Source organism: Pseudomonas sp. MWU12-3088 (assembly GCF_023242405.1).
In the GTDB taxonomy this organism is placed as follows: domain Bacteria; phylum Pseudomonadota; class Gammaproteobacteria; order Pseudomonadales; family Pseudomonadaceae; genus Aquipseudomonas; species Aquipseudomonas kribbensis.
Window position 1 is genome coordinate 89,480 of record NZ_JALJEA010000016.1, and the last position, 12,363, is coordinate 101,842.

At 60.6% G+C, this 12,363-nt stretch carries 11 protein-coding genes; 6 read left to right on the forward strand and 5 right to left on the reverse strand.

The genetic code is table 11. The annotated features are described in order from the left end of the window. Positions 1-118 precede the first annotated feature (118 nt). Positions 119-520 carry a helix-turn-helix domain-containing protein gene (locus M5B98_RS27265; RefSeq protein WP_085712050.1) on the forward strand — a complete coding sequence of 134 codons (402 nt, stop codon included), beginning with the start codon at positions 119-121 and terminating at the stop codon, positions 518-520. Between the two features lie 27 nt (positions 521-547). Here M5B98_RS27265 and M5B98_RS27270 read toward each other — a convergent pair whose 3' ends face one another. Then, a complete protein-coding gene (locus M5B98_RS27270) occupies positions 548-1,117 on the reverse strand; it encodes a flavodoxin family protein (RefSeq protein ID WP_248744550.1) in 570 nt (189 codons plus the stop codon). Positions 1,118-1,449: 332 nt separating this feature from the next. Between M5B98_RS27270 and M5B98_RS27275 the strand changes: the two genes are divergently transcribed. Then, positions 1,450-4,236: an ATP-binding protein gene (locus M5B98_RS27275; protein WP_248744551.1), complete on the forward strand. Its 2,787-nt coding sequence runs from the start codon at positions 1,450-1,452 to the stop codon at positions 4,234-4,236. On the opposite strand, the gene M5B98_RS27280 is transcribed toward M5B98_RS27275, so the two are convergent. Both M5B98_RS27280 and M5B98_RS27285 read right to left on the reverse strand, forming a co-directional pair. Next, positions 4,198-5,670 (reverse strand): ATP-binding protein, encoded by a 1,473-nt coding sequence (locus tag M5B98_RS27280; RefSeq protein ID WP_248744552.1) that lies wholly within the window; start codon positions 5,668-5,670, stop codon positions 4,198-4,200. The genes M5B98_RS27275 and M5B98_RS27280 overlap by 39 nt on opposite strands. A gap of 90 nt (positions 5,671-5,760) precedes the next feature. Then, positions 5,761-6,711, reverse strand: a complete 951-nt coding sequence (locus M5B98_RS27285; RefSeq protein WP_248744553.1) for a GlxA family transcriptional regulator — start codon at positions 6,709-6,711, stop codon at positions 5,761-5,763. 213 nt (positions 6,712-6,924) lie between these two features. Here M5B98_RS27285 and M5B98_RS27290 point away from each other — a divergent pair, with 213 nt between their 5' ends. Next, entirely contained in the window at positions 6,925-7,647 is a 723-nt protein-coding gene (locus M5B98_RS27290) for a pirin family protein (protein WP_085712045.1), read from the forward strand. A 53-nt stretch (positions 7,648-7,700) separates the two neighbouring features. Here the strand turns inward: M5B98_RS27290 and M5B98_RS27295 are convergent, their stop codons facing one another. Together M5B98_RS27295 and M5B98_RS27300 are read right to left on the reverse strand one after the other, a co-directional pair. Further along, positions 7,701-8,495 carry a hypothetical protein gene (locus M5B98_RS27295; RefSeq protein WP_248744554.1) on the reverse strand — a complete coding sequence of 265 codons (795 nt, stop codon included), beginning with the start codon at positions 8,493-8,495 and terminating at the stop codon, positions 7,701-7,703. Positions 8,496-8,669: 174 nt separating this feature from the next. Further along, a complete protein-coding gene (locus M5B98_RS27300) occupies positions 8,670-9,545 on the reverse strand; it encodes a LysR family transcriptional regulator (RefSeq protein WP_248744555.1) in 876 nt (291 codons plus the stop codon). 134 nt (positions 9,546-9,679) lie between these two features. On the opposite strand from M5B98_RS27300, the gene M5B98_RS27305 reads away from it, so the two are divergent. The 3 genes from M5B98_RS27305 (at position 9,680) to M5B98_RS27315 (ending at position 12,300) form a co-directional block, all read left to right on the forward strand. After that, complete coding sequence (locus M5B98_RS27305; RefSeq protein ID WP_248744556.1) at positions 9,680-10,678, forward strand: NAD(P)H-quinone oxidoreductase; 999 nt, start codon at positions 9,680-9,682, stop codon at positions 10,676-10,678. A gap of 112 nt (positions 10,679-10,790) precedes the next feature. Then, the gene (locus M5B98_RS27310; RefSeq protein ID WP_248744557.1) at positions 10,791-11,735 is read left to right on the forward strand and encodes an alpha/beta hydrolase; all 945 of its coding nucleotides are present in this window, start codon (positions 10,791-10,793) and stop codon (positions 11,733-11,735) included. Between the two features lie 151 nt (positions 11,736-11,886). Next, positions 11,887-12,300, forward strand: a complete 414-nt coding sequence (locus M5B98_RS27315; RefSeq protein WP_096821287.1) for a VOC family protein — start codon at positions 11,887-11,889, stop codon at positions 12,298-12,300. Positions 12,301-12,363 lie beyond the last annotated feature (63 nt).

A 12,363-nucleotide genomic window follows, 5' to 3' on the forward strand; every position in this document is an offset into this window, starting at 1 on the left:
CGTTTAACTCGTCAGCCTTCGCCCCTCGCCAAACAATGAATCCCTCTGCGCAGCGTTGTTTTATTGACCTGAGGGAAAGCGCTGACCGTGCCTTCCCCCCTCGACACGGACATTGGCCATGGCTCACTCACAGCAAACCGTCGCCCTCGCCCCTGCCAGCGAACCCCGCAAAACCAGCACCGGCGGTCTCAGCCCGCAGCGCGAGCGGCTGGTGAAACAACTCATCCTCGAACGCCTCGGTGACAGCCTTGAAGTGACCGAACTGGCGAGCGCCTGCTCACTCTCTCGCAGTCACTTTTCCCGGGCGTTCAAGTGCAGCACCGGGCTCTCGCCACAAGACTGGATCCGTACCCAGAGGATCGCCCGGGCCAAGCTGTTGATCCAGCACACCAACCACAGCCTGACGCAGATCAGCCTGGAATGCGGCTTCTGCGATCAGGCGCACTTCTGCCACATCTTCACCCGCAGCGAAGGGATCAATCCGTTTGCGTGGCGTTGCCAGGTCATGAAAAACCGCTGAGGCGGTTTCACTCCCGAGCCATACGCTTCACTCCCGAGCCATACGCTGAGCCAGTCGTGCTACCCGCTCGCCCAGGTGCGCGGCGGTCAACTGGTCTTCCAGCGGAGGGGCTTGTTCGGGCGGTTGCTCGACCGAGGATTGGGACATGGCGCCAAGGGAGCTGCCGAGGCGATTCAACTGGCCGTCAAAAGCACCTTCGCGTGCACGCGCCGGCAACAGATCGAGCCCGACCCAGATCATCGAATGCTGGGCCGCAAACACCGCCATTTGCAGCAAGGTATTGAGCTTGTCGCCGCACAGGCTGCCGGAATTGGTGAAACCCGCCGCGAGCTTGTCGCGCCACGGGCGGGCGAGGTAGAAGGATGCCGTGGACTCCATGAACTGCTTGAACGCCGCCGAAGCGCTGCCCATGTAGGTCGGCGCACCGAAGATGATGGCGTCCGCGTGGTGCAGGTCATCCCAGTGGGTTTCCACGTCTTCCACTGCCAGCAACAGGCAGGTGCTGCCCACGTGGCGTTCCACACCCTGGGCCACTGCCTGCGCAATGACGCGGGTGTGCCCGTAGCCACTGTGATAGACCACCACTACCTTGCTCATCGCAGCGTCCTCCGGACGTATGCATTCCATTGCCTTGGAGTTTTGGCTCTGGAACGGGCGCGGACGAGTTAATCGTTGTTAATTTTTCCCGGCCGTCGGGTGAACCGACGCAGGTTTCAGCCTTTAAATACAGTGGTAATGGCATTGGATGTCGGCCGATGTCCAAACGGCAGGACTTCACGCCCGTTGCGCTGGCATCAAATCCTGAGGAATATGCTCGGATACCGCGGATTAGACAGCTTGCGTGACCCTCAAGTCTCTATCCGCCCTGCCCGTCACAGGTTCTTCACCACGACAGCGCAGGATTACAAAAACATCGCAGGAGTGAGCGGTTGAGTCTTTCCCCGAATCAGGCCATCGGTTTCGGCCCCTATCGGATCTACCCCGGCCAGCGGCTGGTGCTTGAAGGCGACCAGCCTTTGCGCCTGGGTCGGCGCGCCATGGACATTCTGCTGATCCTGCTGGCCAACGCCGGCGAGGTGGTGAGCAAGCAGCAATTGATCGCCGACGTCTGGCCGGACAGCGTGGTGGAAGACATCAACCTGCGGGTGCACATGGCGGCGCTGCGCAAGGCCCTCGGCGACGGTCAGGCCGGGCAGCGTTACATCATCACGGTGGCGCAACGCGGATACAGCTTCGTCGCGCCGGTCCTGCTGCAATCCATCGAACAACGCCCGGCCGCCGCCAACCCGGGCCGGCATAACCTGCCGCTGCGCCGCACGCGGATGATCGGGCGTCAGTCGGTGGTCGACAGCCTGATGACGCAACTGCCGCGCCAGCGCTGCATCACCCTGGTCGGCCCCGGCGGCATCGGCAAGACCACCGTGGCCCTGCGCGTCGCCGAACAGTTGATCGGCCGTTATCGCGACGGTATTCGTCTGCTGGATCTGGCGCCACTCAACGATCCGGGCTCGATCTGTTCGCACCTCGCCGCCCTGCTGGACCTTTCACTGCACGACAATGAACCGATGGCCTGCCTGATCAACAGCTTGCGCGAGCGGCAGATGCTCTTGGTGATCGATAACTGCGAGCACTTGATCGACGCCGTGGCGCTGCTCAGCGAAAGCATTCTGCGTGGCGCGCCGCAGGTGCACATTCTGGCCACCAGCCGCGAAAGCCTGCGTGCCGAGGGCGAGTACGTACAACGTCTGGAATCCCTCGACTGTCCGCCACCGATTGCGGTGCTCGATCGTGATCAGGCGATGGGGTTTTCCGCACTGCAGCTGTTCGTCGAACGGGCGATGGCCGCCCACGAACACTTCGAGCCGGACAATGCCGACCTGCCCTTGATCATCGAAATCTGTCGGCGGCTGGATGGCATCCCGCTGGCGCTGGAACTGGCGGCCGCGCAGGTGGCGAGCCTTGGGCTGGACGGTTTGCTGAGTGAGCTTCAGGGGCGCTTGCCGACCGGCAATCAGACTCATCTCGGTCGGCATGAAACCCTGCGGGCCACGCTGGACTGGAGCTTCAACCTGCTCAATGGCTGCGAACAGACCGGTCTGCGCCGACTGGGTGTGTTTCGTGGTGCGTTCACGCTGGAGTCTGCGGCGGCGGTCATCGTGGGTCAGCATATCGAGCCGGGCGAAGTGTTCGCCTCGATCACGCAACTGGTCGCAAAGTCGCTGCTTAACGTCGAGGTCGGCGATGAGGAGGTGTTCTATCGCCTGCTCGATACCACTCGCCGCTATGCCCTGGAAAAACTCGAACAGGCCACCGAGCTCGGCGAAACCCGCGAACGTCATGCCGAACGCTGCCTGGCGCTGATGCATCAGGCCCAGGCCGATTGGGAGAACACGCCGACCGCCGTCTGGATCGAGCGCTACACCCGAGGCCTCGAAGACCTGCGGGCGGCGCTGGAGTGGACGCTGAACGATAAAGGCTCTCGTCATCTTGGCGTGCGGCTGACGGCGACGTCGGCGCCATTGTGGCAGGAATTGTCCCTGCTCAAGGAGTACGGCGTGCATGTGCGCCGGGCACTTGAATTGCTGGAGTCCTCCGTAGAATCTTGCCCGCGGCTGGAAATCGCCTTGAAACTGGCTCTCGGCAGTGCCTGCTATCACACCTGGGGCGGTACACCGGAAACCATCGAAGCCTTCGTCAGCGCCCGACGGCTGGCGCAACAGCACGACGACATGGCCGGCCAATTGCGCGCCGTGTCGGGACACATGGCGGTCAACCTCAGTTGCGGCCATTACCGCATGGCGCTGGAGCAAAGCGAACAATTCGAAAGCCTCGGCCTGCATGGCGATGCGCAGTTGTCCTTGAGTACCCATCGTTTGCGGGTGCTCGCGTTGCATTACGCCGGCGATCAGCATCAGGCGCGGATCCACGCCGAACAGGTGATCCAGCGCATGGCCCACAGCGGCCACCTCAACCGTTTCACCCACGGTTTCGGCGTGCAATACGATCAGAGCGTCGCCTCGCTGACCGTTCTCGCCCGGGTGTTATGGCTGCAAGGTTTCCCCGAGCAGGCCTGGCGCACGGCGCGGCAGGCACTGGACATCGCGGTGCAGATCAACCATGGCACGTCGATCTGCTACACCCTGGCCCTCGCCTCGTGCCTGATCGCCCATTACAACGGCGATGTGCAGAACGCCCGCGCACTGCTGCAACTGTTGCTCGAACAGGCGCAGAAGCATTCGGTGCTGCTGTTCTACACGTGGGCGCGGCACTATGCGCAGGTGATCGACGCCGATAGAGCCCCCGCCATCCCGCCTGCGGATAGCGGTCTGGTCAGGGAAATCATGGTCACGCTGGATCCGGGTTTCGTTGATGACGCCTTGCTTGAACGGGCACAGAGCGGTGCGGCTGGCTGGAGCACGGCGGAGATATTGCGGGCACGGGCCGAGCGATTGCTGGCCGCTGAATCGCCCTGTCATCATTCGGCCGAAAGCGCCTTGCAGCAGTCCCTTGCGATTGCGCGGACACAAGGCGCCCTGGCCTGGGAATTGCGCAGCGCGACATCACTGGCCCAGTTGTGGCAACGCCAGTCGCGCTATCGTGAGGCGCTTGAATTGCTCACTCCGATCTACCAGCGCTTCACCGAAGGCTACGCCACCCCGGACTTGCGCAAGGTGCGTTTACTGCTCGACGAATTGCGCGGTCAGTCTGCCGCTTGAGGCTGGCCGGGTGCGGCCCAGGTAGCGCGCGTGCCGACGCTCGACATCACTCAGCTCGCCGCCCTGTTCTAGCCGTTCGCGGGCATAGCGGCGCGTGGTGTTGAGCATTCGATAGCGCAGTGTTCCGCTGGATCGATCCATTGTCAGCAACGACTTGGCCGCCAACTGTTCAACCACTGCCACCAGCATCGAAGGTGGCAGTTGCGTGCAACTGATCACGCCGATGGCGGCATCCAGGGTGAATGCCATCTTGAACACCGACAAGCGTTGCAGCACACGCTGTTCCTGCTTGCTCAAGCGCTGATAGCTCCAGTCCAGTGCGGCGCACATCGACTGATGGCGTGGCACGGCGGTCCGGCGGCCGTGACTCAGGACTTGCAGACTGTGGTCCAGTTGCGCCTGCATGCCGACCAACGCCAGTGCATCGATCTGCGCCGCTGCCAGTTCGATCGCCAGCGGCAGGCCGTCGAGCCGGCGACAGATATCGCGCACGGTTTCCAGATCCTGCTCACGCAGACAGAAACCGTGCTGACGCGCACGGGCACGACTGACAAACAGCTGCACCGCCGAGTAACCCATGACCTCGTCGACACTGTTGAGCGCCGAGGCTTTGGGGACGGTCAGGGGCGGCATTGGTTGCAGGACTTCCAGACCAAGATGCAACGGTCCGCGGCTGGTGGCCAGGATCGACAGACGGGGCGCGGCGTCGAGCAGAGTTTGCAGCAGGCTCCGGCAGGCTTCGTGCAGGTGCTCGCAGTTGTCCAGCACCAGCAAGGCGTGGCGCGCTGCCAGTGTGGGGAAATCGATGTCGAGGGTTTTCAGCAGGTGATCGAGAAGCGGGATGTCTTCGTCGATCAGCGACAGGTCCACCTGCCACACGCCGTCACGAAAATGTTGCAGCAGCAGTTCGGCTGCGCGCAGTGCCACGGTGCTTTTGCCGACGCCGGCAGGCCCCGTCACCGTTATCAGTCGGGACAGCGGAAGTTGCCGCACCAGACCGCCGACCAGTGAATCACGACCCGTAACAGGGGTCAGCCGTGCCGGCAGATTATGCTGTGGCACTTGCAGGCTTTCGAATACCACTTGCGCGACGCTGTCACCCTGCACCGGCGCAACGAAGCTGTACCCGCATTGCGGCACGTTGACGATGTAGCGCTGCCCGGTCTCGCCATCGCCGAGGGCCCGGCGCAACGCCGCGATGTGCACCCGCAGGTTGATCTCTTCGACCACCGAGTTCGGCCAGACCAGCGCGATCAATTGCTCTTTGCTGACCACTCGCCCGGCGCGTTCGACCAGCACTTGCAGAATGTCCAGCGCACGACCGCCCATGCGCAGTTGCCGATCCCCTTCGAGGATCAGCCGTTGGCGCAAGTGGAACGCGTACGGCCCGAAACGCAGGACCGACGCCGAGCTCAATTCGTCGAGGCTGTTCATGTCCGTTATCTTGGCAGGCCTCGATGACGGTACAACCACCACACGGGGCCCGACACGGACATCCGCATGCCCGTAACGGACAAAACCGCTCTAGCTGAACTGTTCGCGGTACTGGGCCGGGGTCAGCCCGAGTTTTTCGCCGAACAGAAAACGCATATGCCGCACGCTGCCGAAACCGCTTTTATAGGCCACGGTCTTCAACGGCAGATCGCTGGTTTCCAGCAGATTGCGCGCGCAATCGATGCGTGCACTCTGCAGGAATTCCATGGGCGTCATGTTGACCTCGCGGGCGAACACCCGGGCGAAATGGCGAGCACTCATATTCGCAAGGCCTGCCATACGTTCGATGGTGAAGCTTTCTTCAAGGTGTTCCAGAACGTGATTCTGTACCCGGGTGATGGGTGTTTCCTGAGGCGAAACCGCCGCCATCAACGGACTGAATTGCGCCTGCCCGCCCTGACGTTTCATCACCACCAGCAGCACTTTGGCCACGTCCTGAGCGAGCTTCTTGCCATGATCGCGAGCCACCAATGCCAACGCCAGATCGATGCCGGCGGTGACGCCGCCAGAGGTGATCAGGTTGCGGTCCTCGACAAAAATCTGGTCGGTGGCGACATCCGCCTTCGGAAAGCCCTTGATCAAGCGTTCGGTGTAATTCCAGTGGGTGGTCACGCGGTAGCCGTCGAGTAATCCGGCGTAACCCAACACAAAGGCTCCCGTGCAAATCGAGCCGTAGCGCTCGGCACGGCCCACCGCGCCTTGCAGCCAGGCCAGCAGCGGCGGACATTTTTCGTTGTAGGCTCCGGGACCGCCCGGCACCAGTAGCAGGTCATAGCGATCATCGGCTTCGTCGATATGCCGGTCGGTATGCACCCGCACACCGTTGGAGGCGCGCAGCGATCCGCGTTCAGTACCCAGGAGCGTCAATTGGTAGTGGTCGTCCGGCTTCAGGTATCGGTTGGCAACCGAAAACACTTCCAGCGGCCCGGCCATATCGAGCAGTAGAAACTCGGGAAACAACACCATTGCCACGGTTTTCATGAGCAGACATCACTGAAATCAATGAACGGTTATAAGTTGCCGCATTATGGCCAAGTACAGCGCCAACGTTGAAAAAGAATGCGCGAACTGACGCACATTACTGTCAACCCTAAGGGGACAGTATTTCAATTTTCACCTACTTATTGCACATCAGAGTAACCAGTAACCTTCTCCTCACTCGGACGAATCAACGTCCTGAAAGGAGATTTCATCATGCTGACCCTTCGCAAAGCTTCCGACCGTGGTCTGGCCAATCATGGCTGGTTGAAGTCGTTCCACACCTTTTCTTTCGCCAGTTATCGCGACCCGCGTGAGCAGGGTTTCTCCGACCTGCTGGTGATCAACGATGACCGTGTCGCAGCCGGCAAAGGCTTCGGCCAGCACCCGCACCGCGACATGGAGATTTTCTCCTATGTGCTCGAAGGCGCGCTGGAACACAAGGACACCCTTGGCACCGGTTCGGTCATCCGCCCCGGTGACGTGCAACTGATGAGCGCCGGCAGTGGAGTGGCTCACAGTGAGTTCAACCACTCGGCGACCAAGCCTGTGCACTTCCTGCAGATCTGGATCGTGCCGGACGTGAGCGGCGCAAAACCGCGTTATCAACAGGAGCACTTCAGCGAACAGAAAAAACGCGGTCGCCTGCAATTGATCATCTCGCCTGAAGGCAGCCACGGCTCACTCAAAGTTCGCCAGGATGCACGGGTGTATGCCGGGCTGTTCGATGGCCAGGAAAGCGCCACACTCGAGCTGCCTGCAAACCGCTATGCCTACGTGCACGTTGCTCGCGGCAGTGTTGAACTGAACGGCGTGCAGTTGAAGGAAGGTGACGGTGTTCGGGTTCGCGAAGAACAGGCGCTGACCCTGAGCAATGGCCAGGATGCCGAAGTACTGGTGTTTGATCTGCGGCCACAGGAGTTACCGGAAATGCCATGAGGCAGTCTGGTTTTCATCGCGCACAAAAAACGGCCTTCGTTGAAGGCCGTTTTTCATTCTGCGGACAAGGTCGTCGAAACTGCCGGTACGGGATTTCCAGCCTCCTTCACCGACTGGACCATTGCCAGGGTGGTCTGCATCGTCACAAGCACATTTGACTGATTCGCGTAGTAGGAGCCTACAAGAATGGCAACCATTCCCAGAAAATGAACGGTCGTCGCCGCCCAGTAGTTCGCCTTGATTGTCGAGACCATTCTCATTGACTCGTCCAATCGCTCCATAGCCCGATCCGAGCGAGCCGCCATGGACGCATAACGCGCATCACGCTCAAGGTGAGCCTTTTCTTGCTCCAGACGGAGTTTCTCCTGTGACTTCTCGCGCTCCTGCCAGGCCTTCCTGGATTCTTCTTCTCTTTCCAGTCGTGCTTTTTCCCTCTCCTGCCGAATCTCCTCCAGATGCCGCTCCCTGGCCAGACGCACTTCTTCCTGAGCCTCCTCTCGCTTCAGCCAATCTTCTTGCCGAGCCGTCTCTTCCTTCAGCCATTCCGCTTGTCGAGCCTTCTCGTCCTTCCGCCAATCCTCTTGCCGAGCCTTTTCTCGCTCCAGCCGCACATTTTCCTGGATGCACTCCTGCTCCAGTCGTGCCCTGTCTCGCTCGGCCTGCTCGATGAGAAACCCATCGATTTTCGCGGACATCGACTCGATCCGTGCATCGATTCTGGTCTCGATGATCTCGATTCTGGCGCTGAATTCGTCTCGCGTTATGTAGTTCATAGATTCCGCACTGTCCGTTTGCCCGACCATGCCACCTGTTTGAAATTGGCTGAATTCCCTTGCAATCAACTCCACACCTCTGACGTTTATCAATACTTCCCTGATTGATGACCCTGGAGTGCTTTGCCTGCTCGCCCAAGGTTTGAGAAACGATAGAACTCGGGCAAAAAACTCACAAGACAGCGAATTCTGGCTCGGATGTAGGCAATGTCGCCGGGTTATGTAGCCGTCCTACACGGCTCGAATGAGCTATTCATTTTCCAGCGCAAACGCCTCGACAATCTGTTCGATCACCGCCCTCACCCGCGCTGTGTGGCGCAAATCTGCATGGGTCACCAGCCACACCTCATAGGGAAGCGGGCGCGTGCGCTCCGGCCAGAGCCTGACGAGGCCGTCGCGCTCCCCCATGCAAACCGGTATTTCTCCTACACCCAGACCGGCCGCAATCGAGCGTCGTATCAACAGGCTGGAGTTCAGACTTGCGACAATACGCCCGCGATTCACCGGGTCGCCTGCCAGGGTGATCTCCTTGTTGCCTTGCAGGTACGGTTGGTACACCACCAGATCGTGGCCCTCGAACGCAGTGCCTGGCGTTGGCACGCCATGGACATCCACATAGGCCCGGGATGCGAACAACCCCACCGGCCAGCGCGCCAGGCGTCGGGCGATCAGGTCAGGGTTTTCCGGTCGGGCGTTGCGTACGGCAATGTCAGCCTCGCGCTTGGCCAGGTTGAGCATCTGCGTGGAGGCGTCCAGTTGCACACGCACGTCAGGGTGTTGCCCATGCAAGCGCGCGATGGCCGGGATCAGGAAGTCGATGGCCAGCGAATCGGTGGTGCTGACCCTCACGTTTCCGGTCAGGCGATCATCCAGGCCCTGGATCTGCCGCTCCAGCTCCAGCGCCGAATGCTCCATTTTCTCGACTGCCTTGAGGGCGGCTTCGCCCATTGCAGTCAGTGCATATCCCTCTGAAGTCCGCAGGAACAACGTGGCGTTCAGCGACTTTTCCAGTGCCGCAATACGCCGTCCGACCGTGGCCTGGTCTACCCTCAATACTCGCGCGGCACCGCGTAATGTCGACTCGCGGCAGACCGCCAGAAACACCCGTGCATCATCCCAGTTCATGCTGCCCTCTCACGATGCAGAATCGCATCACCAGCAAGCAAAATTGCTGCATTTATGCAGCCACGATAGCCGATATGCTGGACGTCATGAACCTTTCACGGGGCCAAACGCCCCAAAGCACGACAGGAACCGACATGACTTTGCCCACCGAAATGACCCGAATCGAAATAACCGAACCTGGTGCTCCCGACGTTCTGAAACCACGTCGTGTACCGCTGCCGGTCGTCGCGCAGGGCGAGCTGCTGATCCGCGTGCACGCTGCCGGCATCAATCGGCCGGACGCCTTGCAACGCGCGGGCAAGTATCCGATGAGACCCGGCATGAACCCGATTCCCGGTCTGGAAGTGGCTGGAGAAGTCGTGGCGCTGGGTGCGGGTGTCAGCACTTTTGCCATAGGCGACAGGGTTTGCGCGCTGACCAATGGTGGTGGTTATGCCGAATACTGCACCGTTCCGGCGGGCCAGACTCTGCCGATCCCCGACGGAATGGATTGGGTCAAGGCCGCGGCGATCCCCGAAACCTTTTTCACGGTATGGGCCAACCTGTTCGGTCTCGGTGGTGCCAGCCGTGGCCAGCGTGTGTTGATTCACGGTGGCACCAGTGGCATCGGCACCACCGCACTGATGCTGTGCCGCGAGTTCGGCATCGAAGCCTTCGCCACCGCCGGCAGCCCCGACAAATGTGAGGCTATCCGTGCTTTGGGCGGTGAGCCGATCAACTATCGCGAGCAGGATTTCGCTGCCGTAATTGCCGAGAAAACCAACGGCCAGGGCGTCAATGTGATCCTCGACATCATGGGCGGCTCGTATCTGAACGCCAACCTCGGCGCCCTGGCAATGGATGGCCGTGTGGTGATGTTGGGTTTCCTCGGCGGTGCCCGTGCCAACGATGTCGACCTTCTGACCATTCTCGGCAAACGGGCCGTGGTCACCGGTTCCTTGTTGCGCGCTCGCACTTCCGCGGAAAAAGCTGCCATCGCCGATCAATTACGCGAGCACGTCTGGCCGATATTGGCTGCCGGACGTTGCCTGCCGATCATCGACAAGATTTACCCGCTCACCGACGCGGCCCGGGCCCACGCGCACATGGAGGCAGGCGAACACATCGGCAAGATTGTGCTCAACGTGGCATGAGTCACAGCATCGTTTTGTAAAGATTGCTGGCGGGCGACGGTCGAAATTGTCACGCGGGAATCAAGGCATCTGGTAAAAAGCCTTCTTTGTCCGTGCTGTGGTGAAACCGTCCATGTTCCTTGCCTTCATGACCCGACTCCGACGCCGTCGACTGGCGTTCGCTTGCATGGCCGCGCTGATCATCGGCCTGCCGGCGAGTTGCGCCGTACTGGAGCACACCGAACGCAAGCTGCTGTTTCGCATCGAACCGGGCACAGCCGGTTGGTATCACGGTTTGCCCGGCAGCGTTCAGGAGCTGGATCTAAAGCCCAAAAGCTTCAAGGCCGGGCAGAACATTCATGCCTGGTGGTGGCCGGCGGAACGGGCCAATGCTCCCGCCATTCTTTATCTGCATGGCGTGCGCTGGAACCTGACCGGGCAATTGTTCCGCATCGAACAGCTGCGCGCAGCGGGATATTCGGTGCTGGCCATCGACTATCGTGGTTTTGGCCAGAGTCATGGTGACTTGCCGTCAGAAAGCACCGTTTATGAGGATGCGCGGGTAGCCTGGGAACGCTTCCAGCAACTACAACCCGACCCGGGTAAACGCCTGATCTATGGACATTCCCTCGGGGGTGCTGTCGCCATCGACCTCGCCGCCGAACTGGGCCGGGACGCCGCCAGAAACCATACGCCGCTGCCGGTCCGGGGCCTGGTGATCGAGTCCACCTTCACGTCACTGGCCGACGTCGCTGCGTCGGTGGCCAACACGTCGCTGCCCGTTCGCTGGTTGCTGTCGCAGAAGTTCGACTCCATCGACAAGATTGCCGACATCCATATGCCGTTGCTGGTGGTGCACGGTCTGGCAGACGCGTTTGTACCATCACGCTTCAGCGAGCAACTGTTCGCGGCCGCCAGCCAACCCAAGCGATTGCTATTGGTGCCCGGCGGGACGCACAACAACAGCATGGCATTGGGCGGACAAAACTATCGCAAGGCGATAGATGCCTTGATGCAAACCAAACCTGCCGCACGCGTCGCAGGCGCAACGTTGTTGCAAGGCGCGCGCGACTCCTGAAGACAGAGACCATCGGTCATCCCGGCGTAAATAATTGCCGCACTGACTGGCAATCCGTCGATCTAACGCTTTGCTGGATGGAGTCAATCCATGACGCAGCCTCGGCACACCCGGCCGCGTTGCGTTTCACTGCCTGTTCGGGAGCACCACCATGAAAATCAACCCGTACCTGATCTTCAACGGCGACTGCCGTGCCGCCTTCACGTTTTACGAACAATGCCTGCAAGGCAAGCTCGAGGCGATGATGACGTTCGGCGAAACGCCTGCCGCTGAGCACGTGCCGAAAGAGCACCACAACCTGATCATTCATACCTGCCTGAAGGTGGGTGATCAGATGCTGATGGCATCGGACACCACGCCCGACCGTCCGACCCAGGGCATGAGCGGTTGCTCGGTGTCCTTGAACGTCGACACCGTCGCCGAGGCTGAAAGAGTCTTCAATGCCTTGGCCAGAGACGGTCGAGTGGACATGCCACTGGAAGCGACCTTCTGGGCCGCGCGTTTCGGCATGCTCGTGGATCGTTTTGGCGTGTCGTGGATGGTCAATTGCGAAAGCGACAAATGATGCAGCCATTGCACCAGACATGAAAAAGCCCGACCTCTTCAGGTCGGGCTTTTTGTTTATCGC

What these genes read in the sequence shown, in the direction of transcription:
- M5B98_RS27265 (WP_085712050.1), top strand. Translation starts at nt 119, where the DNA reads ATGGCTCACTCACAGCAAACCGTCGCCCTCGCCCCTGCCAGCGAACCC.
- M5B98_RS27270 (WP_248744550.1), bottom strand. Translation starts at nt 1,117, where the DNA reads ATGAGCAAGGTAGTGGTGGTCTATCACAGTGGCTACGGGCACACCCGC.
- M5B98_RS27315 (WP_096821287.1), top strand. Translation starts at nt 11,887, where the DNA reads ATGAAAATCAACCCGTACCTGATCTTCAACGGCGACTGCCGTGCCGCC.
- M5B98_RS27305 (WP_248744556.1), top strand. Translation starts at nt 9,680, where the DNA reads ATGACTTTGCCCACCGAAATGACCCGAATCGAAATAACCGAACCTGGT.
- M5B98_RS27290 (WP_085712045.1), top strand. Translation starts at nt 6,925, where the DNA reads ATGCTGACCCTTCGCAAAGCTTCCGACCGTGGTCTGGCCAATCATGGC.
- M5B98_RS27285 (WP_248744553.1), bottom strand. Translation starts at nt 6,711, where the DNA reads ATGAAAACCGTGGCAATGGTGTTGTTTCCCGAGTTTCTACTGCTCGAT.
- M5B98_RS27310 (WP_248744557.1), top strand. Translation starts at nt 10,791, where the DNA reads ATGTTCCTTGCCTTCATGACCCGACTCCGACGCCGTCGACTGGCGTTC.
- M5B98_RS27300 (WP_248744555.1), bottom strand. Translation starts at nt 9,545, where the DNA reads ATGAACTGGGATGATGCACGGGTGTTTCTGGCGGTCTGCCGCGAGTCG.
- M5B98_RS27280 (WP_248744552.1), bottom strand. Translation starts at nt 5,670, where the DNA reads ATGAACAGCCTCGACGAATTGAGCTCGGCGTCGGTCCTGCGTTTCGGG.